18 protein-coding genes and 1 riboswitch are annotated in these 24,639 nt (G+C 58.5%); of the genes, 6 read left to right on the top strand and 12 right to left on the bottom strand.

From position 1 onward, the window contains the following. Nucleotides 1-63 precede the first annotated feature (63 nt). Nucleotides 64-2,226, bottom strand: a complete 2,163-nt coding sequence (locus ACN0TS_RS03990; RefSeq protein ID WP_417258009.1) for a malate synthase G — start codon at nucleotides 2,224-2,226, stop codon at nucleotides 64-66. Between the two features lie 332 nt (nucleotides 2,227-2,558). Between ACN0TS_RS03990 and ACN0TS_RS03985 the strand changes: the two genes are divergently transcribed. Next, the gene (locus ACN0TS_RS03985; RefSeq protein WP_417258008.1) at nucleotides 2,559-3,221 is read left to right on the top strand and encodes a sugar transferase; all 663 of its coding nucleotides are present in this window, start codon (nucleotides 2,559-2,561) and stop codon (nucleotides 3,219-3,221) included. A 53-nt stretch (nucleotides 3,222-3,274) separates the two neighbouring features. Here the strand turns inward: ACN0TS_RS03985 and uxuA are convergent, their stop codons facing one another. Both uxuA and ACN0TS_RS03975 read right to left on the bottom strand, forming a co-directional pair. Further along, on the bottom strand, nucleotides 3,275-4,468 hold the full coding sequence (gene uxuA / locus ACN0TS_RS03980) for a mannonate dehydratase (protein WP_417258007.1): 1,194 nt from the start codon (nucleotides 4,466-4,468) through the stop codon (nucleotides 3,275-3,277). A gap of 187 nt (nucleotides 4,469-4,655) precedes the next feature. Continuing rightward, nucleotides 4,656-5,135 (bottom strand): Lrp/AsnC family transcriptional regulator, encoded by a 480-nt coding sequence (locus ACN0TS_RS03975; protein WP_417258006.1) that lies wholly within the window; start codon nucleotides 5,133-5,135, stop codon nucleotides 4,656-4,658. A gap of 152 nt (nucleotides 5,136-5,287) precedes the next feature. Between ACN0TS_RS03975 and putA the strand changes: the two genes are divergently transcribed. The 4 genes from putA to ACN0TS_RS03955 all read left to right on the top strand — a co-directional run bounded on the left by putA (nucleotide 5,288) and on the right by ACN0TS_RS03955 (nucleotide 13,874). Then, nucleotides 5,288-8,698, top strand: a complete 3,411-nt coding sequence (gene putA, locus ACN0TS_RS03970) for a bifunctional proline dehydrogenase/L-glutamate gamma-semialdehyde dehydrogenase PutA (protein WP_417258183.1) — start codon at nucleotides 5,288-5,290, stop codon at nucleotides 8,696-8,698. A gap of 211 nt (nucleotides 8,699-8,909) precedes the next feature. Then, complete coding sequence (locus ACN0TS_RS03965; RefSeq protein ID WP_417258005.1) at nucleotides 8,910-9,881, top strand: efflux RND transporter periplasmic adaptor subunit; 972 nt, start codon at nucleotides 8,910-8,912, stop codon at nucleotides 9,879-9,881. Then, complete coding sequence (locus ACN0TS_RS03960; RefSeq protein ID WP_417258004.1) at nucleotides 9,874-13,089, top strand: efflux RND transporter permease subunit; 3,216 nt, start codon at nucleotides 9,874-9,876, stop codon at nucleotides 13,087-13,089. Before ACN0TS_RS03965 ends, ACN0TS_RS03960 begins: the two co-directional genes overlap by 8 nt. Before the next feature lie 106 nt (nucleotides 13,090-13,195). Then, nucleotides 13,196-13,338: riboswitch (FMN riboswitch) on the top strand. A gap of 65 nt (nucleotides 13,339-13,403) precedes the next feature. Next, on the top strand, nucleotides 13,404-13,874 hold the full coding sequence (locus ACN0TS_RS03955) for a 6,7-dimethyl-8-ribityllumazine synthase (RefSeq protein WP_417258003.1): 471 nt from the start codon (nucleotides 13,404-13,406) through the stop codon (nucleotides 13,872-13,874). A gap of 51 nt (nucleotides 13,875-13,925) precedes the next feature. Here ACN0TS_RS03955 and ACN0TS_RS03950 read toward each other — a convergent pair whose 3' ends face one another. From ACN0TS_RS03950 to ACN0TS_RS03935, 4 genes are all read right to left on the bottom strand, one after another. Continuing rightward, entirely contained in the window at nucleotides 13,926-14,531 is a 606-nt protein-coding gene (locus tag ACN0TS_RS03950; RefSeq protein ID WP_417258002.1) for an AAA family ATPase, read from the bottom strand. A 3-nt stretch (nucleotides 14,532-14,534) separates the two neighbouring features. Further along, on the bottom strand, nucleotides 14,535-15,311 hold the full coding sequence (locus tag ACN0TS_RS03945) for an ATP-binding cassette domain-containing protein (RefSeq protein WP_417258001.1): 777 nt from the start codon (nucleotides 15,309-15,311) through the stop codon (nucleotides 14,535-14,537). Next, nucleotides 15,311-16,372: an ABC transporter permease gene (locus ACN0TS_RS03940; RefSeq protein ID WP_417258000.1), complete on the bottom strand. Its 1,062-nt coding sequence runs from the start codon at nucleotides 16,370-16,372 to the stop codon at nucleotides 15,311-15,313. The genes ACN0TS_RS03945 and ACN0TS_RS03940 overlap by 1 nt, the downstream gene beginning before the upstream one ends. A gap of 113 nt (nucleotides 16,373-16,485) precedes the next feature. Continuing rightward, nucleotides 16,486-17,499: a sugar ABC transporter substrate-binding protein gene (locus tag ACN0TS_RS03935; protein WP_417257999.1), complete on the bottom strand. Its 1,014-nt coding sequence runs from the start codon at nucleotides 17,497-17,499 to the stop codon at nucleotides 16,486-16,488. Nucleotides 17,500-17,672: 173 nt separating this feature from the next. Between ACN0TS_RS03935 and ACN0TS_RS03930 the strand changes: the two genes are divergently transcribed. Next, nucleotides 17,673-18,845 (top strand): ROK family transcriptional regulator, encoded by a 1,173-nt coding sequence (locus ACN0TS_RS03930; protein WP_417257998.1) that lies wholly within the window; start codon nucleotides 17,673-17,675, stop codon nucleotides 18,843-18,845. On the opposite strand, the gene ACN0TS_RS03925 is transcribed toward ACN0TS_RS03930, so the two are convergent. From ACN0TS_RS03925 to ACN0TS_RS03905, 5 genes are read right to left on the bottom strand one after another with little or no spacing between them, the layout of a single operon-like run. Beyond that, entirely contained in the window at nucleotides 18,842-19,045 is a 204-nt protein-coding gene (locus ACN0TS_RS03925; RefSeq protein ID WP_417257997.1) for a formate dehydrogenase subunit delta, read from the bottom strand. The two genes, ACN0TS_RS03930 and ACN0TS_RS03925, sit on opposite strands and share 4 nt — an antisense overlap. Continuing rightward, the gene (gene fdhD, locus ACN0TS_RS03920) at nucleotides 19,042-19,779 is read right to left on the bottom strand and encodes a formate dehydrogenase accessory sulfurtransferase FdhD (RefSeq protein WP_417257996.1); all 738 of its coding nucleotides are present in this window, start codon (nucleotides 19,777-19,779) and stop codon (nucleotides 19,042-19,044) included. The genes ACN0TS_RS03925 and fdhD overlap by 4 nt, the downstream gene beginning before the upstream one ends. Beyond that, nucleotides 19,776-22,637 (bottom strand): formate dehydrogenase subunit alpha, encoded by a 2,862-nt coding sequence (gene fdhF / locus ACN0TS_RS03915; protein WP_417257995.1) that lies wholly within the window; start codon nucleotides 22,635-22,637, stop codon nucleotides 19,776-19,778. The genes fdhD and fdhF overlap by 4 nt, the downstream gene beginning before the upstream one ends. Continuing rightward, a complete protein-coding gene (locus ACN0TS_RS03910) occupies nucleotides 22,634-24,154 on the bottom strand; it encodes a formate dehydrogenase beta subunit (protein ID WP_417257994.1) in 1,521 nt (506 codons plus the stop codon). The genes fdhF and ACN0TS_RS03910 overlap by 4 nt, the downstream gene beginning before the upstream one ends. Then, nucleotides 24,151-24,612: an NAD(P)H-dependent oxidoreductase subunit E gene (locus ACN0TS_RS03905; RefSeq protein ID WP_417257993.1), complete on the bottom strand. Its 462-nt coding sequence runs from the start codon at nucleotides 24,610-24,612 to the stop codon at nucleotides 24,151-24,153. Before ACN0TS_RS03905 ends, ACN0TS_RS03910 begins: the two co-directional genes overlap by 4 nt. Nucleotides 24,613-24,639: the final 27 nt, after the last annotated feature.

The following is a 24,639-nucleotide window of genomic DNA, read 5'->3' as shown; positions in this document are numbered from 1 at the left end:
CTAATCGCTCAAAATCTGAGGCTTACGGTGAAAACGGGCGGGGGCGCACCCCGCCCAAATCGCTTAGCGTGCTTTGAGCTCAAGGCGCCGCGCATGCAAAACAGGCTCGGTGTAGCCTGAGGGTTGTTCGCGGCCTTTGAACACCAGATCACACGCTGCCTGAAAGGCAATGCCGTCAAAGGCAGGGGCCATCGGCGTGTAGTTCGGATCATCTGCGTTTTGACGATCCACCACCTCGGCCATCTTCTTCATGATCTCCATGACCTCATCGTGAGAGGCGATGTCGTGGTGCAGCCAGTTGGCGATGTGCTGTGCCGAAATCCGACAGGTCGCGCGGTCTTCCATTAGGCCCACATCGTTGATGTCAGGCACTTTGGAACACCCCACGCCCTGATCAATCCACCGCACGACATAGCCGAGAATGCCCTGTGCGTTGTTTTCGATTTCGCGGGTGATTTGCTCTTTTGTCCAACGGCGATACTGCGCGATTGGAATGTCGAGAACGGCGTCCACATGAGCGCGGCGACCGCCCTTGGCGAGCTTTTCCTGTACCGCGAAGACGTCAATCTGGTGGTAATGCAACGCGTGCAAAGTGGCCGCTGTCGGGCTTGGCACCCATGCGCAGTTGGCACCTGCTTTCGGATGTTCGATCTTGGCGCTGAGCATATCCGCCATTTTGTCTGGGACAGCCCACATGCCTTTGCCGATTTGTGCCTTGCCCGACAGACCACATTCCAAACCGATATCAACGTTCTGGTCTTCGTATGCGGAAATCCAGCCTTTGCGTTTGATGAAGTCCTTGCGGCTGAACGGTCCAGCTTCCATCGAGGTGTGAATCTCGTCGCCAGTGCGATCCAGAAAGCCGGTGTTGATAAAGGCAACGCGGGATTTGGCGGCGCGGATGCATTCCTTGAGGTTCACACTGGTGCGGCGTTCCTCGTCCATGATGCCGAGTTTGACGGTGTATTCGGGCAGGCCGAGCGTACGTTCGACGTGCGAGAAAATCTGATCGGCAAAGGCGACCTCTTCGGGGCCATGCATCTTTGGCTTGACGACATAGATTGATCCGTGGGTCGAATTGCGCAGCCCGTCGGTTTTCTTGAGGTCGTGCATTGCGATGAGGGTCGTGACCATTGCGTCCATGAGGCCCTCAAAAATCTCGCGCCCGTCGCGGTCCAGAATGGCAGGGTTGGTCATCAGGTGGCCAACGTTGCGCACCAACAAAAGCGCGCGCCCTTTGACCGACATCGGTGCGCCGTCGCGACCTGTGTAGGTGCGATCAGGGTTGAGAGCGCGGGTGATGGTTTTGCCGCCTTTTTCAAAGGTCTCGGACAGGTCGCCCTTCATCAGGCCAAGCCAGTTGCGGTAGGCAACGATCTTGTCTTCGGCGTCAACGCAGGCCACGGAATCTTCGCAGTCGATGATGGCCGACACGGCGGCTTCAAGCCGCACATCGGCCAGGCCAGAAGGCGTCGTTTTGCCGATAGGGTGATTGCGATCGAATACCAGTTCGACGTGCAGGCCGTGATTGCACAGCAAGACGGAGGAGGGATCAGCCGCATCGCCTGTGAAGCCCTCGAACTTATCGGGATCAACCAATGGAGAGCCGTCAACCATCAATGCGCCACCTTCGACGGCGTATTGGGTGGCTTTGCCGTGGCTCGTTCCAACAATGGGGAAGGCCTCGTCAAGGAAAACCCCAGAGCGGGCCACAACGCGGGCGCCGCGTCCGTTGTCAAATGGTCCCGCAACGGGCGGTGTTCCCATTGCGTCGGTGCCGTAGAACCCGTCGTACAGACTGCCCCAACGTGCGTTGGCGGCATTGAGGACAAAGCGGGCGTTTGTGACCGGGACGACCAATTGCGGCCCCGCGATTGTCGCGATTTCAGGGTCGACATTTGTGGTCTCAATCGTGAAATCCTCGCCTTCGGGCAAAAGATAACCGATCTCGCTGAGGAAGGTTTTATAGGCGTCTTGGTCATGCGCTGTGCCGCGCCGCTCAATATGCCATTGATCAATTTGCGTTTGAATGGCTTCGCGCTTTTCAAGCAAAGCGCGGTTGGTCTCGCCGAACTCATGCGCGAGTGTGGACAGGCCAGACCAGAATGTATCGGCATCGACGCCCGTGTTGGGCAGGGCCTCGGTCTCGATAAAGCGCGCCAGATCGGCGTTCACTTGTAACCCGGCGCGGGTCTCAAAGCGGGATTGATTGCTGTCACTGGGCATGGGTCTGTCTCACAATCTAGAAGTTATCATTTCACGTCTGCAATTTTATGGATTGCAAAAGCGCACGAGTGGCATGTGTCCCCAGTTCTATAGCATTCCGATGGATGTGACGTCATGCGCCATCGCGCGAAAACGCTCTGCAAACCTGAGAAAGGAGTTTCAATAAAAGACGAATAATCAAAAAATCTATGTTGAATACCGTGGATAATTGAGGGCTCGCACGGTGTTATTGAGGTGTGACTTTTGTATTGAGTTTGCACGTTTTGGTTGTATGGTCGTTGTTGAGGTACACTTAAGGAATTTTGAATGAGACGTATTTTGGTGATGTAACGATGACTTATTTAGACGATACCGTAGAAACAGCGCGTCAAAAAATCCCTTCGGTTTACCGTATGGGTGGGAAGCGTTTCTTTGATATCGTCTTTGTCCTCCTCGCCGCTCCGATCATTCTTCCTGTCCTTTTATTGTTCGCTGTGCTCATTCGTCGGGATGGTGGTGCGGCGTTTTATGTTCAGCCGCGCGTTGGACGGGGCGGCAAGATTTTTCCCTGTCTCAAGCTTAGAACAATGTCGGTTGATGCGGAGGAGGCGCTGCTGACCCTATGTCGTGAAGATCCCGCTATTGCGGCTGAATGGCGTGCCTACCAAAAGCTGATAAATGATCCACGCATTACGCCCATTGGGAAATTTCTGCGGGCGACGTCGCTTGATGAGCTGCCACAGTTTTGGAATATTTTGGTTGGTGATATGAGTCTGATTGGCCCCCGTCCGTTTATGGCCGAGCAAGAAGCGCTCTATTCGCCTGATCGCTCTGCGGCATATTACAAGCTCCGTCCGGGCATTACGGGCCCGTGGCAAGTGGTTGCCCGCAATAATAGCGTGTTTGCGGAACGTCTTGCCTTCGACGAAGAATACTATGCAGCGCTGTCTTTTGTTGGTGACATGAAAACGGTGTTCAAAACCGTTGCTGTCGTGCTTGGCCAAAAAGGCCACTGACGACAGGTCGCGGACCAATCGTTACACTGGACTGCGCCGCCTTCGTGCAGGCTTCAAACAAATGAGACATGCGAGTGGCTTAATGCGGCGATAACCCCGCGCATTTCCGCCAAGCCACGCATCCGTCCGATCAAAGGGTATCCAGGGTGCGTGCCTGATCCGATATCAGACAGCAATTCATGGCCGTGATCCGGACGCCACGGCAGGATGGCATCGGCGCGTCCCTCTTTTTTGCGGCGTGCTTCCTCGTCCAGCAGCGCTGCGACGAGGGCAACCATATCCGTGTCGCCTTCAAGGTGGGCGGCCTCCTCGAAAGAGCCGTCGGCGTCCTTGCGCACATTGCGCAGGTGGGCGAAGTGAATGCGCTCGGCGAAGCGGCGGGCAATAGCGGGCACGTCATTGGCTGGGTTCGCGCCAAGCGAGCCTGCGCAAAGCGTCAGTCCGTTTTCCACGGCGTCCTGTTGGTCGAAGACCCACGCTATGTCATCGGCGCAGGATACCACGCGGGGCAGGCCGAATATGTCGCGTGGCGGGTCATCGGGATGGACGCAGAATTTCATCCCGAGGTCTTGTGCCGCAGGGATGATTTCCGACAGGAAGCGTGCGTAGTTTGCACGGATCTCGCGGCGTCCGATACCGTCATATAGGGTTAGAGCCTGTTTGAGAGCGGGGACGTCGTAGCGGTCATAGGCACCCGGAAGACCCGCCATGACGGCATTGATCAAAGCCTCGCGATCATCTTCGGTCGAGGCATCGAACCATGCTTTCGCCTGTTCCTGAATCTCGTCGCTAAAGTCGGCTTCGGCACCGTCGCGCTCGAGCATGTGCAATTCCAACGCAGCGATTTGGACCTGATTGAAGCGCAGGCTTGTGCCGCCATTGGGCAACTGGTTGGCCAGAGCGGTGCGCGTCCAGTCGATTAGCGGCATGAAGTTGTAGCAGATGGTTGTCACGCCCTCAGCGGCGAGGTTGGCCATGCTTTGACGATAGTTTGCAAAGAGACCCGACAAGTCACCATCGCCCCGTTTAATCCGTTCATGGATTGGCAGGCTTTCGACAACGTTCCACGTTTGGCCGTGACGGGCCTCGGCGATTAGAGACTTGCGCGCGGCAATGGCCTCGCGCGACCAGACCTCGCCATAAGGGATTTCGTGCAAGGAGGTGACGATGCCCGTCGCACCGGTTTGGGCGATTTGGGGCAGGGTGATTTTGTCCAGAGGGCCGTACCAGCGCCAACTTTCTTGCATTTGAAATCTCCGTAAAAGTGGCCATTGTTCCGCGGCCAGATGAATCGGTGTAGCGGTTGGGGCCGAGTTCGCGACACCGTATCATGTGCTATTGTGAACTTCTAGTATGTTAGATTGTCGGCCGTGCGTTCATCGGCAGTTTTTGTGCTGTGAACGTGAGCGCAGTAAGATGCAATAGGGATGCGGATTAGGGGGTAATGGTCGAGATCGGTGGATTGGTTTGTTCCACCACGGTTTCCATCGCCACGTAGGTCGAGGTTGAGACGACATGGGGCAGGGCCGAAATGCGTTGCCCCATAACTGCGCGGTAGGCTTCTATATCGTGGGTGCGGACTTTGAGCAGGTAATCGTATCCACCCGCAATCATGTGGCATTCTGCAATTTCAGGCACAAGTTTTGCGGCGGCATTAAAGTCGCGGAGGGACTTTTCACGGGTATCGGCCAGTTTCACCTCGACAAAGGCGATATGGCTGAGCCCAAGTTGCGTGGTGGACAGGACGGCGCGATACCCCGTGATGATCCCGTCATCCTCCAGTCGCTTGATCCGTGCCGCGACGGGGGTTTTCGATAGCCCAACCCGTGCGCTCAGTTGGGTGATGGGCATGCGTGCGTCAGTTGTCAAAAGATCGAGAATCTTGCGATCAAAGGTATCGAGCGTCGTTTTCATTTGGACTGCCTTTTTGCTAAAAAATAGTCAACATGACTGCTGCAATTAAGTCAATAGGTCACAAGGGGTGTTGATATGGGTGTAATCTGGTGTGAATCGCACTTCTTCAATATTGGTGAACCCCCATGAATGCTGCCACTATCCCCTTTGCTATGCCTGCATCTCTCGTTGCGGGTAAGTGCCGCCCAGAGGCCGCGGTTCTGGACGAATTGATTGCCCGTGCGGCTCTGTCAGATGAGGTTCGCGCCGCTGCGACCCGTCGCGCCGCTACGTTAGTGACGCGTATTCGTAAAGAATCCACTCCGACTTTGATGGAGCATTTTCTGGCTGAATACGGTCTGTCGACCCGCGAAGGGGTTGCGTTGATGTGTCTGGCTGAAGCCATGTTGCGGGTGCCTGATCGTGAAACAATGGACGATCTGATCGAGGATAAGATTGCGCCGTCCGACTGGAGCCGACACCTCGGTTCTGCCTCCTCACCGATGGTCAATGCCTCGACGTGGGCCTTGATGCTGACAGGGCGCGTGTTGGATGATGAAAAGCCGGGATTGGCGCGGACATTACGCGGGGCGATCAAGCGGCTGGGCGAGCCGGTCATTCGCACTGCCGTATCGCGCGCGATGAAGGAAATGGGCCGGCAGTTCGTGCTTGGCCAAACCATTGACGGCGCATTGGAACGCGCCGCCCGCCAAGAGGTCAAGGGCTATACCTATAGCTATGACATGCTTGGCGAAGCGGCGATGACCGCCGCCGATGCAGCGCGCTATGCCAAGGCCTATAGCGCCGCGATGACGCAAATTGCGACGCGGTGTGACAAAGGCTCGGTGCGCGATAACCCTGGCATTTCGGTGAAACTCTCGGCACTGCATCCGCGCTACGAAGTGGCGAAGGAAGACCGCGTGATGGCGGAACTTGTCCCGATCGTGCGTGATCTCGCACGTCAGGCCCGCGCGGCCAATATGGGCTTTAACATCGACGCCGAAGAGCAGGACCGTTTGGTGCTTTCTCTCAAGGTGATCCATGCGGTCTTGTCCGATCCCGAGTTGGCAGGATGGGACGGGTTTGGCGTTGTGGTGCAGGCCTACGGGCGGCGAGCGAGCGCTGTGATTGACTGGCTCAATGCGACGGCGATTGCCCTTGATCGCAAACTTATGGTGCGTCTTGTGAAGGGCGCCTATTGGGATACGGAAATGAAACACGCCCAAGTCGAGGGGCATGAAGATTTTCCGTTGTTCACAACCAAATGCGCCACGGATGTGAGCTACATCACCAATGCGAAAACCCTGCTTGGCTACGCGGACCGTCTGTATCCGCAATTCGCCACGCACAACGCCCATACGGTTGCGGCAATTTTGGAAATGGCGGATGGGCAGGCCTATGAATTCCAGCGCCTGCACGGCATGGGGGAACGTCTGCATGACATCGTGCTGCGTGATGAAAAGACGCGGTGCCGTATCTACGCGCCCGTTGGCGCACACCGCGATTTGCTTGCCTATTTGGTGCGCCGCTTGCTTGAAAACGGTGCGAACTCCTCTTTCGTTAACCAGATCGTTGATGAGGACGTGACACCCGAAGAGGTCGCCCGCGATCCGTTTGAGGTGCTTGCCGAACATGAGACGCACGACGGCCTCGTCGCCCCTTCCGCGCTCTTTGGATCTGAGCGCGACAACTCGCGCGGGTTCGATTTGACTGATGAGGCGACGCTGGCCGAGATCTACGCCGCTCGTGACGCCGCCGTGTTGCCTGACGCTGCGCCCCGTATCGTAGGGGAGGCCACAGGGGTATCCCGCGACGTGATCAATCCTGCGACGGGCACACGCATTGGGTCCGTGATCGAGGCTGATACCGCGTCGGTCGCGCGGGCCTTGGAAGCGGCCAAGCCGTGGGCGGCTCCCGTGGCTGCACGCGCCGAAGTGCTGCGCCGCGCGGCTGATCTCTATGAGGCCGAGTTTGGAGTGATCTTTGCTGCGCTTGCGCAGGAGGCGGGAAAATCGCTCGCCGATGCGGTGGGGGAATTGCGCGAAGCCGTGGATTTCCTGCGCTACTATGCGGCACGAGCCGAGGAGATGGGGGATGTGACCCCGCTCGGATGTGTCACTGCAATCTCGCCGTGGAACTTCCCTCTGGCGATTTTCACGGGGCAAATTGCGGCGGCGCTTGCGACTGGCAATGCGGTGCTCGCCAAGCCTGCCGAGCAAACGCCGATCATCGCCACATTGGCGGTGGACCTGCTGCACAAAGCAGGCGTGCCGCAGACTGCCTTGCAACTTTTGACGGGGGCAGGGGCCACGGTCGGTGCTGCGCTGACGAGCGATCCGCGCGTCAATGGCGTGGTGTTTACAGGTTCGACCGCCACGGCGCTGCGCATTCGAGCGACGATGGCTGAACACCTCGCGCCAAACGCGCCGTTGATTGCCGAGACGGGTGGTCTGAACGCGATGATCGTCGATAGCACGGCCTTGCCCGAACAAGCCGCCCGCGACATCGTGGCGTCTGCTTTCCAATCGGCGGGGCAAAGGTGTTCTGCGTTGCGTTGCCTTTACGTCCAAGAAGACATTGCGCCTGCGTTAATCACGATGATCAAAGGGGCAATGGATGAACTGGCCGTTGGCGATCCGTGGGATTTGGCCACGGACGTAGGCCCCGTTATTGACGCCACCGCGCGGGATCAGATTAACGACTATATCGAACAGGCCATCAAAGGCGGGCGGTTGCTTTATCGCACTTTGCCTCCCAAAGACGGAACCTTCGTCGCGCCGAGCTTGATCAAGGTGGACGGGATCGCCGATCTGGAACGCGAAGTGTTTGGCCCTGTTCTGCATGTTGCGACGTTCAAATCGAACAAGCTCGATGATGTGATCGACGACATCAATGCGCGGGGGTATGGGCTCACTTTTGGTTTGCACACCCGTATCGACAGCCGTGTTCAGGAGATCGCGGACAAGGTGCATGTCGGCAACGTCTATGTGAACCGGAACCAGATCGGCGCAGTCGTAGGCTCGCAACCCTTTGGAGGCGAAGGGCTATCGGGAACAGGACCGAAAGCGGGCGGGCCACTGTATTTAACGCGGTTTGTTGCAGGCAAAGACGGCGTTGCAGCGGGTGATTGGGATGCCGCTGAGGAGAGCGCTGATTTGCAGCAGTTGATCCATGAGGCTGCGGCCAGTGTGGATGACATGCCACGTCAGGCCGTCGAAATGCCGGGTCCGACCGGTGAGGCCAATACGCTCACAACCTTGCCCCGTGGTCCGATCCTGTGTCTTGGCCCGACGCTTGCAAGCGCCGAGGCTCAGGTCGCGGCCGTGGAACGGTTAGGCGGGATTGCCGTTCATACCAACGGTCGCCTTGCGCCAGAGGTCTTGGAGACGCTCGATGGAATTGCGGGGGTGGTCTATTGGGGCGCCGATGCGCGCGACTATGCGCGGGCTTTGTCGCGTCGTGAGGGGGCCATTGTCCCACTTATCACCACGTATCCTGATCGGGGGCACGTCATGCACGAACGGCATCTGTGTGTGGATACCACCGCTGCGGGCGGCAACGTAGCTCTGATCGCGGGGACATGATCCGCGGCGCATAGACCGTTTCTCGTCTGACATCATTGCAACACGCCCGTTTGGTTCGCCCCAAGCGCGGCGTGTTTTCATCTGGTCATCGCACCACTTGTGACTTCGTCACAGACCGCCGCTGTTCATTGGCGCTAGAGAGGTGTGCGGCCCGTGTTGCGCGGGTCCGAAATGCGATTGCGCTACGACCCAACGGAAAAGGATTCTACCCATGAGGCTCTTGATGATTGTGGCCATGATTGGCCTGTGGCCCCTGACGAGCATGGCTGACACGGTGATTGCGCCATCGACCGTGACCGAATGGAAAGCGGTCTATGGACGGATCGAGGCGCGTGATCTGGTACCCGCGCGGGCGCGGATCGGTGGGACGCTTGTCGATCTTGCGGTTTCCGAGGGCGACCTCGTTGAGGCGGGGCAGGTTCTCGCGCAGGTCTATGATCAAAAACTGGATTTTCAACTCAGCGCCATAGACGCGCAGATCAGCGCGCTCCAGACGCAACTGGACAATGCTCAGGCGGAGCTGACGCGGGGCGAGAACCTTTTGGAGCGGGGTGTCACCACGGCGCAGCGATTGGACGCCTTGCGAACACAGGTCGGCGTCTTGGAGGGGCAGATCGCCGCAACAGGGGCACAGCGCAGCGTGATTGAACAGCAGGCCGCCGAAGGCGCGGTTCTCGCCCCTGCAACGGGTCGCGTGCTTGACGTGCCCGTGACAAAGGGCGCGGTCGTGATGCCTGGTGAGGCGGTGGCCAGTATCGGCGGCGGCGGGTTCTACCTGCGCCTTGCGATCCCCGAGCGACACGCGAGTGCGTTGGTTGAGGGTGCCTCGATTGTGATCGACAGTGCGGATCAACCTGCCAGCGGTACTTTGGCGCGCATCTATCCCCAAATTGAAAACGGGCGTGTGATTGCGGATGTCGAGGTTGACGGGTTGTCATCGGCCTTTGTCGACGCCCGTGTGTTGGTGCGCATCCCCGTAGGAAACCGCACCGCGATTACTGTGCCTGCGTCATCGCTTATCACCCGTTCGGGCATGGATTTTGTTCCTGTGCGTGACGGGGATGACGTGGTGCTTCGCGCGGTGATTCCGGGAGAGGTGCATGGCGACATGGTCGAGATCGTGACGGGGCTGAATGCCGGTGACGTGATCGTGCCCGCCGATGGGGAGTGCTGTAATGAGTAATCCCGACGTGAAGAAATGGAAGCTCGGCATCGCGGGAGCTTTAACACGGGCCTTTATCAGCTCGCCATTGACGCCGCTGTTGATCATCGTGGCACTGGCTGTGGGACTTGTCGCGCAAAGCAGTCTGCCGCGTGAAGAAGAGCCGCAGATCTCGGTCCCGCTCGTGGACATTCATATCCAAGCACCGGGATTGAAAGCGCCCGATGCTGTGCGTCTTGTCACCGAGCCGATGGAAACCATCGTCAAAGGGATCAGCGGTGTGGAGCATGTCTACTCCCAGACCTCCGACGATTACGCGATGGTCACGGCGCGGTTTGTCGTTGGCACTTCCGCCGACGCCGCGATTTTGCGCGTCCATGATAAGGTGCGTGCCAATATCGACCGCATCCCCGTGGGCATCCCCGAGCCGCTGATTGTCGGGCGGGGCATTGACGATGTGGCGATTGTTTCGCTGACCCTGTCGCCCAAACCGGGACACTATGAGATCACCGCCAACGAATTGACCCGAATTGCGCGTGAGTTGCGCGGCGAGATTGCGAAAATTTCCGATGTGGGGCTGTCCTATATCGTTGGCGAAGCGCCCGAAGCGATCCGTGTCATGCCCGACCCCGAGCGTCTCGCGCTTTACGGTGTGACGCTGCAACAGCTTGCGGGAAAGGTGCAGTCGGCCAATACTTCGCTCAACACTGGAACGCTGCGCGACGGCGGCCAGATGATTGATCTTGTTGCGGGTGAAACCCTGACATCACCTGCACAAATTGGCAGCCTTTTGGTCACGACCCGCGACGGGCGGCCCGTCTATGTGAGCGATGTGGCGGATGTGGAATTTGTCTCGAACACCTCCGATCAGATCGTGTCCTCCGTCACCAAAGAGGACGGAGTGGTTCACCGTATGCCTGCCGTGACCTTGGCCGTGGCCAAACGCGCAGGTTCGAACGCCGTGATCCAAGCCGAAGAAATTTTGCACAAGGTCCACATGGCCGAAGGCTCGATCATTCCTGACACGATCCACGTCGAGATCACACGCGATTACGGTGAGACGGCGGACGAAAAAGCCAACGAGCTTTTGTTCCACCTCGGTCTGGCCACGGTATCGATCATCGGCTTGGTTCTCATCGCGATCGGATGGCGCGAGTCAATCGTGGTTGCGATCGTGATCCCTGTGACGATCCTGCTCACGCTCTTTGCCTCGTGGATCATGGGCTACACGCTCAACCGCGTGTCGTTGTTTGCGCTGATTTTCTCCATCGGGATTTTGGTCGATGACGCCATTGTGGTGATCGAAAACATCGCCCGACATTGGGGGATGAAAGATGGCCGTGACTGCAAGTCTGCCGCTATTGATGCGGTGGCCGAGGTGGGCAACCCGACGATTGTTGCAACGCTAACGGTGGTCGTGGCGCTTTTGCCGATGCTGTTCGTGTCGGGGCTGATGGGACCGTATATGTCGCCCATTCCCGCCAATGCTTCCGCCGCGATGATCTTTTCCTTCTTTGTGGCTGTGATGATTACGCCGTGGCTGATGTTCAAGATTGCGGGCAAAGCGCCTGTGCATTCTGACGGGCATGGCGCAGGCGATGGCGATCACGGCGGCGCTCTCGGTCGCGTCTATGCCAAAGTGGCTAAGCCGATCCTCGCCTCGAAAGGGCGCTCGGGTCTGTTTTTGATCATCACTGCGGTTCTGTCGTTCGGGTCGCTCACCGCGATCTACACCAAGGACGTGACTGTTAAACTGCTGCCCTTCGACAATAAATCCGAACTGTCGGTGGTGATCGACATGCCCGAGGGTGCGTCGGTGGAGCAAACCGATGCGGTGGCACAATCCATCGCGCGTTTGGTGGTGGATCTGCCCGAGGTCGTCTCGGCGCAAACTCATGCTGGCACCGCCGCCCCGTTTAACTTTAACGGCTTGGTGCGTCACTACTATCTGCGCGAGCGGGCCAATATGGGGGATGTGCAGATCAACCTGACGGCCAAGCATGACCGCGATCGCACGAGCCACGAGCTTGCTCTGATTATCCGCGAGATGGTTGCCGAATTGGACGTGCCTGCGGGGACCAACATCAAGACGGTTGAACCGCCCCCCGGACCGCCCGTGATGGCCACGCTTCTGGCAGAGGTCTACGGACCGAATGCCGAGGCGCGTCGGGCCACTGCGACCAAAATTCGCGCGGCCTTTGATGCGGTGCCCTTTGTGGTCGACGTCGATGACAGTTTTGGCGAGCAACCGCGCCGTTTGCGGGCGACCGTCAACACCGACAACCTCGAGTTTTTCCAAGTCCAAGAACAAGACGTGTTCGACACGATGGCCATTCTCAATGGCGGGGCCACTGTCGGCTATTCGCATCGTGGCATGGGGCGTCATCCGATCCCGATCATTGTTGAGCGGGGCAAGGGCGAGCGCGTCATGGATGAGGCGTTTTTGTCCACTCCGATCCCTGCCAATGTGCTGCCTGGTGCGCGGGGCGTGGTCGAGCTTGGCGATGTCGTGGAGGTGCGCGAAGAGTTGGTGTCCTTCCCGATCTTCCGCCACAACGGGCGCTTTGCCGAGATGGTCACAGCGGAACTCGCGGGTGATTTCGAGGCACCGATCTACGGCATGTTTGCTGTCTCCGACGCGCTTGATGCGATGGAGTGGGAAGAGGGCGAAAAGCCCGTGATCTCCTACTACGGCCAGCCTGATGACGAGAGCCATCCGACCCTGCTTTGGGACGGGGAATGGGAAGTGACCTATGTTACCTTCCGCGATATGGGGGCGGCGTTTGCCGTGGCACTTTTGGGGATCTACATCCTCGTGGTGGCGCAATTCGGATCGTTCCGTTTGCCGCTCGTGGTGCTGACGCCCATTCCGCTGACCTTCCTCGGGATCATCTTTGGTCACTGGCTGCTTGGTGCGCCATTCTCGGCGACGTCGATGATCGGCTTTATCGCGCTTGCGGGCATTATCGTGCGCAATTCGATCTTGCTCGTGGACTTCATCCGCAATGCAGATCAGAGCGTGGACAAGGTGCAAATCCTCATCGACGCAGGGGCAATCCGGTTTAAACCGATCCTGTTGACGGCCATTGCCGCGATGATCGGGGCGGTGGTGATCCTTGCCGATCCGATTTTCCAAGGGTTGGCAATTTCACTGTTGTTCGGCCTTTTGACCTCAACCTTACTGACGGTTTTGGTGATCCCCGCGATCTACCGTGTGTTTAAAACCTGACGCGAACGCATGACCTGAAACGCTCAAACGCCCCTGCGTCACATCCGATGCGGGGGCGTTTTTGTACCCGCTTTATTGACAGGCTCAAACCGTCCCCCTACATAGAATCTATTCTCAGGGCGGGGTGAAATTCCCCACCGGCGGTTATAGCCCGCGAGCGCTTGTGTGTTTCTTCGGAGATCACTTGGTCAGCAGATACTGGTGGAATTCCAGAGCCGACGGTTAAAGTCCGGATGAGAGAGGATGAACGACCCGCATGGTGCGGGGCGACCTTTATGCTCTGGGATTCTGTCTGCTTAGAAGGATCAAGAGCTATGACAAAATCCCCAAAATTTGCTTTTATCAAAGCCCGTTGGCATGCCGATATCGTTGATCAGGCGCTTGTCGGGTTCAATGCGCGTCTTGCCGAATTGGGCGTCGATGCGACTGTCGAGACCTTTGACGTTCCCGGCGCATTCGAGATGCCACTTGTCGCGCAAAAACTGGCGCAGACGGGGGGCTATGACGCGATTGCCGCTGCGGCTTTGGTCGTGGACGGAGGCATTTACCGCCATGATTTCGTGGCCCAAGCGGTTGTCTCTGGCCTGATGGATGCGCAGTTGAAGACGGGCGTGCCGATGTTGTCCGTGTCGCTGACGCCGCATCATTTCCAACCCAAATCAGAGCATGAAAATTTCTACTTTGAGCATTTCGTCGGCAAAGGCCGTGAAGCTGCGGACGCGGCTGTTCAAATCTGGAAGTTGAATGCGCAGATCGACGCACCTTCCACTCTCGCTGCGCAGTGACGGTCTGATTTTTCGCCCCGTGCGTTCACCGCGCGGGGCAGTTTGTGTGGGTCAGTTCGCGATTGTATGGGGCGCGGCCACGCTGTTCTTCATCACGGTTTCCGCATTCTTGAGATCGTTTTCTTGCGCCTTTTTGAGCGCGTCTTGTGGGGAGAAGCCGTGGTCAATCCAACGCTGAGTGAGGCGTTCGCGCAATGTGTCGGTGTCGACGCTGAGCATGATCGTTATATCCCAAAGCGGGTGAAGGTCGCGCCATGTGACATCGTCGAGCAAGAGATAATTTCCCTCGACGATGAGGATGTCAGCCTCTGCGCGCAAGTGGCCTGCGTCCTGAACCACACCGTCGATAGAGCGATCAAAGAGCGGGTACGTGGTGACGGTTCCGTCGCGCAATCCGCGCACCAGTTGTACAAACCCTGCCGCGTCAAATGTTTCGGGAGCGCCCTTTCGCGCGCGAAGCCCACGCGCATCAAGCCAAGTGTTGTCGTGGTGGAACCCGTCCATCGGCACGACCTGTGCGCGCGTCCCGAGCGCGCGGGCAAGTTGGTCTGCGAGGGTTGATTTTCCAGCCCCCGGAGGGCCGGCAAGGGCGATGAGCGTCCGCTCCCGCCCCTGCGCAATCGTTTCGATTTCGGTTGTGAGAACCGAAGGTGTCATAGATCAGGCCGCCTGATCTTCTGTGGGGGCTTCCATCGCCCCTGTCATAAAGGCCACCGCATCGGACATGGTGTAGTCCTTCGGGTCGATCACGCATAGGCGTTTGCCCAGTCGGTGTACGTGGATGCGGTCAGCGACTTCAAAGACGTGCGGCATGTTGTGGGAGATCAGGATGATCGGGATGCCACGCGAGCGTACCTCTTGGATCAATTCCAACACCCGACGGCTTTCCTTAACGCCAAGAGCCGCTGTGGGCTCGTCAAGGATGACGACCTTTGAACCGAAGGCGGCTGCACGGGCCACGGCAACGCCTTGGCGCTGTCCCCCTGACAGAGTCTCGACCGACTGGTTGATGTTCTGAATGGTCATCAGGCCCAGTTCCGAGAGCTTGTCGCGGGCGAATTTCTCCATCGCGGGGCGGTCGAGTTTGCGAAATAGAGATCCCGCGATGCCGGGTTTGCGCAACTCACGCCCCATGAACATGTTGTCGGTGATCGACAGGGCAGGGGACATTGCGAGGGTTTGATAGACGGTTTCTATCCCTGCGTTGCGGGCATCATTGGGCGAGCTGAAGTGGACGGTTTTGCCATCAAGTGTCACCTCGCCTGCGTCGGCTTGAACCGCGCCCGACAGGGCTTTGATCAGGGTTGATTTCCCCGCCCCGTTGTCGCCGATCACTGCGAGGATTTCGCCCGGGTAGAGGTCGAAATCACAATGGTCGAGGGCGACGACTTTGCCGTAGCGTTTGACGAGGTTGCGGGCTTTGAGAATGGGTTCCATTACGCGGCCACCTTTCTGATCCATTGGTCCACGGCCACAGCCGCAATGATAAGAGCGCCGATGAGCAGGTAGGTCCATTGTGCATCCGCTCCCATGAGGCGCAGGCCGAGGGTAAATACACCCACGATGAGTGCGCCAAAGAGGGTGCCAAGGATTGATCCGCGTCCACCAAAGAGGGAGATACCGCCGATCACCACGGCCGTGATGCTTTCAATGTTTGCAAGCTGTCCTGAGGTCGGAGAGACCGATCCGATCCGCCCGATTAAGGCCCAACCTGCAAAGGCACAGATGATGCCCGAAATGACATAAACGGAGATCAACGTGCCCTTGACGTTCACGCCCGACAGTTCTGCGGCTTCGGGATCGTCGCCAACGGCATAAACATGGCGGCCCCATGCCGTGTGGCGCAACACATAGGCCAGAACCGCAACAAGAAGCACCATAAAGAACACGCCGATGGTGAACACAGCGCCACCAATTTTGAACTTGGTCGCAAAGAATTGCAGCATTGGTGCGTTTGCCGCGATCTCTTGGGCGCGAATGGTTTCATTGGCGGAGTAGAGGAAGTTCGTGGCCAGAACGATTTGCCACATGCCGAGTGTGACGATGAAGGGCGGGAGTTTCATTTTGGCGATAAGATAGCCATTGATGTAGCCGCAAATTGCCCCGACACCGAGACCGGCAAAGATCGATACGCCCACGGGTAAACCATAGCGGAATGTGAATGTGCCCATCACAACCGAACTCAGAACCATGATCGCACCAACCGAGAGGTCGATCCCTGCGGTCAGAATGACCAAAGATTGCGCAGCGGCCACAATCCCGACGATTTGCACCTGCTGAAGGATGAGCGTGAGCGCAAATGGTGAAAAGAATTTCGACCCCAACAAAAGGCCGAAAACCACAATGGACGCGACCAGAACGATCAATGGGACCAGAGCGGGTGTTGTGTGGAGTTGATGTTGAAATCTTGCGACAGGGCTTTTGTACTCGTCGCTGAAACTGGCAACTGCATCGGATGCGCGATCCGTGATCGCTGCCTCGTAATTGTCGTTAGACATGACTGCCTCCCAATATGACCAACACTATGCGGTCATCCCCGTTTTGCATAGGGGCGGACATTTCTGTCCGCCCCTGCTGTTACATCCGTGGGTCGATCCGAAGATCGGCCGACTTACCCCCAGCAGAGGTCCATGCCTTCAGCAACGGATTTGGATGGGACACCGTCAACAGGTTGATCGGTGATCAGGGTTACACCTGTGTCAAAGAAGTCTTTGCCTTCGGTGTTTTGGGGTTTCGTGCCGTCTTTGGCCCAAGCCGCAATCGCTTCGATCCCTTTGGAGGCCATCAGGAGCGGATATTGCTGCGAGGTTGCGCCGATAACGCCATCAGCGATGTTTTGAACGCCAGGGCAGCCGCCATCGACGGAGACGATCAGGACGTCGTTTTCGCGGCCGATGGATTTGAGTGCTTCGTAAGCGCCCGCTGCGGCAGGTTCGTTGATGGTGTAGACCACGTTGATTTCCGGATCAGACGCGAGCAGGTTTTCCATCGCTTTGCGACCGCCCTCTTCGTTGCCCTGTGTCACATCGTTGCCGACGATCCGTGGGTCATCCTCGTCGCCCCATTTTTTCGGGTCGCCAAGGTCGATGCCAAAGCCTTGAAGGAAGCCTTGGTCGCGCAAAACGCCAACGGTTGGCTGGGATACGGCGAGGTCGAGCATGGCGATTTTCGCATTTGCTGCGTCGTCACCCAATTTGGCGGCGGCCCATTTGCCGATCAACTCACCAGCAAGGAAGTTGTCGGTGGCAAAGGTCGCATCCGCAGCGTCGATAGGGTCGAGAGGGGTGTCGAGCGCGATCACCAAAAGACCTGCGTTGCGGGCCTGTTGGACGGACGTGGTGATGGACGAGGTATCCGAGGCGGTGATCAGGATGCCTTTTGCCCCATCTGCGATGCAGGTTTCGACAGCAGCCACTTGTGTCTCGTGGTCGCCATCCACTTTGCCTGCGAAGGATTTCAATTCGATACCAAGCTCGGCCGCCTTGGCCTCAGCGCCTTCTTTCATTTTTACGAAGAAGGGGTTGGTATCTGTTTTGGTGATAAGGCACGCGGAAATGTCAGCGGCGAAAGCGCCGGATGTCATGGTTGCGAGCGCAATTGCGGTGCCTGCGAGTAGTGTTTTCATGGTCGTTCCTCCCAAAGTACAGACCTCGCCATTGTGGCGATTGGCCCGATAATTCCCCGTTCTCTCAAACGGAACATAGCTAAATGATCCGATTCTCAGTGATGCGTCAATAAATAAATCCATTTGATTTATTAAATGACATGAGGCAATGTCACCGAACGGGAGGACGGCTGGTGACGAGCGACAAGGTTAAAGAATTGCGATCTGGCGTGAATCAGATCGGTGTGCGTGCGCTCAACGAGCGGCTTGTGATGTCGCTCATTCAACGCCACGGCGGGATGCCGGGTAGCGAGTTGGCAAAACGAACGGATTTGTCGCCGCAAACGGTGTCGAATATATTGCGTAAGCTCGAAGCGGACGGATGCGTGAGGCGAGGGGACCCGCAGCGTGGCAAGGTTGGAAAGCCGTCGATTCCGATGGAGATCAATCCGGATGGCGCTCTGACATTCGGCCTTAAAATCGGACGGCGTAGCGCGGATTTGGCGGTGATGAACCTTGAGGGCGATGTGCTGGGTCAGACTATTGAGACCTACCGCTATCCCATGCCCGATCAGATTTTCACCTATCTGCGCGACGGGATGGCGGAGTTGTCCGAGGGACTTAGCCCCACCCAACGTGCTCGTATTTGTGGAATTGGTATTGCCGCCCCATCGGAGATCTGGAGCTGGACCGAGGCACTTGGCGCGCCTGAAGATTTCAAGATATGGCGGGATATTGATTTCGCCGAGGAAATTGCAAAGTTCTCCGATCTGCCTCTGTTTACCGAAAATGATGGCACCGCTGCATGTCGCGCCGAATATGTGTTCGGGCGCGGGCGCGAGTTTTATGATTACGCTTACTTCTTTATCGGGTCATTTATTGGTGGTGGGATCGTTCTGGATTCCAAGGTTATCGTGGGCCGTCAAAGCAATGCTGGTGCCTTGGGGTCGCTTTCGGTGCCTAACGGTGACGGCCACGAGTGTGCTTTGATCGATGCCGCTTCGCTCTACATGCTTGAGGCTGCCGTGGCAAAGGCGGGAGGCGATACGGATAAAATGTGGGCTATGCCGCAAGATTGGTCCAGCTTCGGTTCTTGCCTTGAGACGTGGATTGCCACATCGGCCAAGGCGCTTGCCCATGCGGCTCGTACGGTGGTCAGTGTGATTGACTTCGAAGCTGTGATGATTGACGGCGCGTTTCCCGATGATGTTCGCAGGCGCTTGGTCGAGCAAACGCGTATCGAATTCGAGCGTCTTGATTTGCGAGGGATTTCCGCGCCGCGCATTGAGCCTGCGCGTGTGGGCGGCAATGCCCGCGTGATTGGCGCTGCGGCATCGCCACTGCTGTCGCAGTTCTTCCTGAACTAAAGCAATTTCGCGGCGTCGAGCGCCAAGGGGTCGAGACCCGTACCGCCTTGGGCCGCATAGGCGCTGAGCTGTGCGCGCATCGCGGGGTCCCAAAAGTCGGTGAGATGCGCGGCCACTTTTGAGGCTTTGTCCGCATCGGGCTGTGTGGCGAAAAACGTCGCGATCTGGTTTGCCATCCGCACCAATTTATCGTCTGTCAAAACGTCGTCTCCTCGTCGGTGCCTGCGTAATAGATCAATCCATCGGGCGCGACCGTGCATAGGGTCATGCCGCAGCGTTGGGCCTGCGCCACGGCGGCCTTGGTCGGACGCGATACGGAATAGAGCGCGGGGATGCCCGCATGGGCGCATTTCTGCACGAGGTCGATGGAGAGGCGTGACGTCATCAAAACCCCGCCACAGGTCACATCCGTATCTCCCATCGCGCCGATGAGTTTGTCGAGCGCATTGTGGCGGCCAACGTCCTCACGCAAAGTCACCAATCCGCGCGCATCAAAATACCCTGCCGCATGCATGGCGCGTGACTGTTTGCGCATCACTTGGCGGGTGTCGAGCGCAATTACGGCATCGCGGACGCGACAGGCCAGAGCGGGGTTGGGGGCGCCCACATCGGGTGGATCGGCCATCGCCATCTCGAGGCTTTCGATCCCACACAACCCGCAGCCCACGGGGCCGACCGAGGCACGTCGGCGGGCGTCAATGGCGGCAGCGCGATCCTCTGGGATGCGGCCGCGGACTTCGATCCCGTTGGGGTGCTGCACGACTTCAATGGCGCTGACGTGGTCGTGTCTGGCGACAATTCCTTCGCCAACAGCAAAGCCGCACAGCAGTTCGGGCAAGTCTTGTGGCGTGGCCATAACGATCGCAACGGTCGAGCCGTTGAGGACCAGTGCAATCGCGACTTCGTCGGGCAGGGTATCTGTCTGTCCGATCATTCGCCTGCCTCACGAATACGGCGCGACTGCGCGGCCTGATAGCGATAGTCATTCTGCCAAGTGGTCGGGCCGTTAGAGAGCGCCACCTGCACCGCCGTCACTTTGTATTCTGGGCAGTTTGTCGCCCAATCGGAGTTGTCCGTTGTGACCACATTGGCCTGAGTGTCAGGGTGGTGGAAGGTGGTGTAGACCACGCCGGGCGAAACACGTTCGGTGAGCGTGGCCCGCAGGGTTGTCTCCCCCGCTCGTGAGGCCAATCGCACGTGGTCGCCTTCGGTGATGCCGCGCGTTTCGGCGTCGTGGGGGTGGATTTCCAACAAGTCCTCATTGTGCCAAACGGTGTTGGCCGTGCGCCGCGTTTGCGCCCCGACATTGTATTGCGACAGGATGCGGCCTGTTGTGAGCAACAGCGGAAAGCGTGGGCCTGTTTTCTCGTCGGTCGGCACGTATTCGGTGACAATAAACCGCCCTTTGCCACGCACAAATCCGTCCACGTGCATGATCGGGGTGCCCTCAGGGTGGTCCTCATTGCAGGGCCATTGGATCGAGTTTTTCGCGTCCAGAAGCGCGTAGGTCACTCCCGAAAACGATGGCGTCGTCGCCGCGATTTCATCCATGATTTGTGATGGATGGGTGTAGGTCCAGTCCGCCCCACAGGCATTGGCGAGAAGCTGCGTGACCTCCCAATCGGCATAGCCCGCTTTGGGGGCCATAACGCGGCGTACGCGGTTGATGCGGCGCTCGGCATTGGTGAAGGTGCCGTCTTTTTCCAGAAAGGTCGATCCGGGTAAGAACACATGGGCATAGTTGGCGGTCTCGTTGAGGAACAGGTCATGCACGATGACGCAGTCCATCGCAGCCAAACCTGCCGCGACGTGTTTGGTGTCTGGGTCTGATTGCAGGATGTCTTCGCCTTGGATGTAGAGCCCTTTGAACCGCCCCTCAACGGCGGCGTCGAGCATGTTGGGGATCCGCAAGCCAGGCTCAGGATCAATCTTCACGCCCCATGCGTTCTCGAAAATGGCCCGCACGTCGGCATTTTTGACGTGGCGGTACCCGGGTAATTCGTGCGGGAAGCTGCCCATGTCACAGGCGCCTTGCACGTTGTTTTGTCCGCGCAACGGGTTCACGCCTACGCCCTCGCGTCCGATGTTGCCCGTTAGCATTGCGAGGTTGGCAATGGCCATAACCGTGGTCGAGCCTTGGCTGTGTTCGGTGACGCCCAAGCCGTAGTAAATCGCCCCGTTGCCGCCTGTGGCGAAGGCCCGCGCTGCGGCGCGTAGGGCGTCTGCGTTTACAGATGTCAGAAGGGCCGTGGCCTCAGGGCTGTGACGCGGGTCGGAGATAAAGTCGCGGTAGGTCTCGAACTCGTCCCAATCACAACGGGTGCGGATAAACTCTTCGTCGAAGAGCCCTTCGGTGACGATAACATGGGCCAGTGCCGTGACCACGGCCACATTGGTTCCGGGTTTGAGTGGCAGGTGATGTGCCTCCCCGATGTGGGGCGTCTCCAACAGGTCGATGCGGCGGGGGTCCAATACGATGAGTTTTGCCCCTTGGCGCAGCCGTTTGCGCAGCCGCGAGGCAAACACGGGATGGCCATCTGTGGGGTTCGCGCCGATGACAATCGCCACGTCGGTATGCTCAACGCTGTCGAAATCTTGCGTGCCCGCCGAGGTGCCAAAGGCCTGTCCCAAACCGTAGCCCGTGGGCGAATGACAGACCCGCGCACAGGTGTCGGTGTTGTTGTTGCCAAACACCGCGCGGGTGAGTTTTTGCACCAGATAGGTTTCCTCATTGGTGCAGCGGCTCGATGTGATGACGCCGATTGAGCTTTTGCCATGAGTGGCCTGTAGGCCTTTGAGGCGGGAGGCGGCAAATGCGAGCGCCTCGTCCCATGACACTTCGCGCCACGGATCACTCACTGCCTCGCGGATCATCGGGCGGGTGATGCGGTCGGAATGTTCGGCGTAGCCATAGGCAAACCGCCCTTTGACGCAGGAATGCCCGCGGTTGGCGCGGCCCTCTTTGTGGGGAACCATGCGCACCACTTGGTCACCGTTGAGTTCCGCCTTGAACGAACAGCCGACACCGCAATAGGCGCAGGTGGTCACAACAGAGCGCGTGGGCGTTCCCAGATCGCGCACGGATTTCTCTTGCAGTGTGGCGGTGGGGCAGGCCGCGACACAGGCCCCGCAGGACACGCATTCAGAGGACAGGAAATCGTCCAGTGACGTGCCCGCCGACACGCGACTGTCGAAGCCGCGCCCCTCGATGGTCAGTGCGAATGTGCCCTGAACCTCTTCGCAGGCGCGCACACAACGCGAGCAGACAATGCATTTGCTTGGGTCGTAGGTGAAATACGGATTGCTGTCGTCTACGGGACGCCAGTCAGCGGCCTCGTCGAAGTGGTTCTCGCCCTCTTTGTAGCGCACGTCACGCAGGCCAACCATGCCCGCCATATCCTGTAACTCGCAATCGCCATTGGCCGAGCAGGTCAGGCAATCCAGCGGGTGATCGGAGATATAAAGTTCCATTACGCCGCGCCGGAGTTTTTGCACCTTCGCGCTTTGAGTGTGAACGACCATCCCCTCGGCCACAGGTGTGGTGCAGGATGCGGGTGTGCCGCGTCGCCCCTCAATTTCAACCACGCACAAGCGGCAGGAGCCAAAGGCCTCAACGCTGTCGGTGGCGCAGAGTTTGGGGATTTTGAGCCCTGCCTCCATCGCGGCCCGCATCACCGATGTGCCGCTTGCCACGCTGATCTCAATGCCGTCAATGGTGAGTGTGACAGGCGCGCCCGTTTGTTTCGGTGTGCCGTAATCGGTGTCGTCCCACGGGATAATGAAATCTCTCATAGTGCGGCCTCCTGTTTGGCTAGACCAAAGTCCTCGGGCCATCCGTTCAGGGCGGAGAGGACGGGATAGGGCGTGAAGCCACCAAGGGCGCAGAGCGACCCGTCGCGCATGGTTTCGCACAGGTCTTCAAGCAGGCCGACTGCCGCTTTGTCACCCGTGCGGATGCGTTGAACCGTCTCGACGCCGCGCACAGCGCCGATGCGGCACGGGGTGCATTTGCCGCAGCTTTCAATGGCGCAGAACTCCATAGCGAACTGCGCCAACGCGCCCATGTCGGCGCTGTCGTCAAACACCGTGACCCCTGCGTGGCCGATAAGCCCGCCTGCCTGATCCATTTCCTCGTAGCATACGCGGGTGTCAAATTGGTCGGGGTGTAGATAGGCTCCAAGGGGGCCGCCGATTTGTGCTGCTTTCACAGGGCGACCGCTTGCCGTGCCGCCGCCGATGTCATTGATGGCCTCACCCACGGTCATGCCAAAGCCGGACTCGAACAGACCGCCATATCTGATGTTGCCCGCCAGTTGCAGCGTCACCGTGCCTTTGCTGCGTCCGATGCCATGTGTGGCGTAATACGCGGCGCCTTTTTCAAAGATGACGGGAATGGTTGCGAGGGAGATAACGTTGTTGACCACGGTCGGCTGCCCCATGAACCCTTCAAGAGCGGGCAGGGGCGGTTTGGCCCGCACGGTGCCGCGCTTGCCTTCGAGCGAATTCAACAGGGCGGTTTCCTCGCCACAGACATAGGCCCCCGCGCCAACACGCAGGTCGAGGTCAAAGGCCTTGCCTGACCCCAAAATATCGTCGCCAATGAGGCCCTCACGACGGGCAATCTCTATGGCGTCGCGCAACACGCGAATGGCAATGGGATACTCGGAGCGCATGTAGATGTAGCCGCGTGTCGCCCCCACGGCGAGGCCTGCGATGACCATGCCTTCGATGAGGGAATAGGGATCGCCTTCCATCAGCATACGGTCGGCAAAGGTGCCGCTGTCGCCCTCATCGGCGTTGCATACGATGTATTTCTGGTTGGCCTGAGCTTTGCGCACGGTCTCCCATTTGATCCCCGTGGGGAAGCCAGCGCCGCCGCGTCCGCGTAGGCCGGAGGCGGTTACCGTTTCCACCATCTCCGCCCCGCTCATTGTCAGGGCGTGCTTGAGGCCCGAAAGGCCGCCATGTGCCGTGTAATCATCAAGCGAATGCGGGTCGATAAGGCCGCAGCGGGCAAAGGTCAGGCGGGTTTGCCTTGCAAAGAACGGGATATCCTCGACGGGGCCAAGACTGTCCAATGTGCCTTCCATAAGAGCGGGCACATCGGCGGGCGCGACAGGGCCAAAGGCACGACGGGTGCCATTTGTTTCAATCTCGACCAAGGGTTCCAGCCACACCATGCCGCGTGAGCCATTGCGCACGATCTCGATATCCATGCCGCGTGCTTTGGCGTAGGCGGCGATTGCCGATGCGACGTCATCCGCTCCAAGGGCAATGGCTGCGCTGTCGAGGGGGACGTAGACTTTCATGCGCAGACCTCCGTAGCAAGGCTTTGGGCGCTGACCCGTCCGCGTGGTTGTTCATTGACCAATGCCGCAGGGCCGCAGGCGCAAAGCCCGAGACAGTAGACGGCCTCGACAGTGACCATGCCGTCACGTGTTGTGCCGAAATCTTTGAGGCCAAGCCTGTCGAGCAAGGCAGCTTGCGTCTGCGCCGCGCCCACAGACTGGCACGCTTCGGCGCGGCACAGTTTGATCACATGATGTCCGTCGGGGTGGGTTTTGAAGTCGTGGTAAAAACTGACAACACCATAGACCTCCGCGCGTGTCAGGTGCAGCGCATCGGCCAAGGGGGTGAGCGCATCGTCGGGAATATGGCCAAACGCCTCCATCATGTCATGCAGGATCGGCAGGAGTGGACCCGCGCATGCGCGGTGTCGCGCGATGATGTCGTCGAAATGGGATTGTGAGAATGGGGAGTGGGACATGGCGGGCCTATGCTGGCGTTCTATGAG

The sequence above is a fragment of the Celeribacter sp. genome (assembly GCF_048266405.1).
Classification (GTDB): Bacteria; Pseudomonadota; Alphaproteobacteria; order Rhodobacterales; family Rhodobacteraceae; genus Celeribacter.
This window is presented reverse-complemented; position numbering and strand designations above follow the sequence as displayed.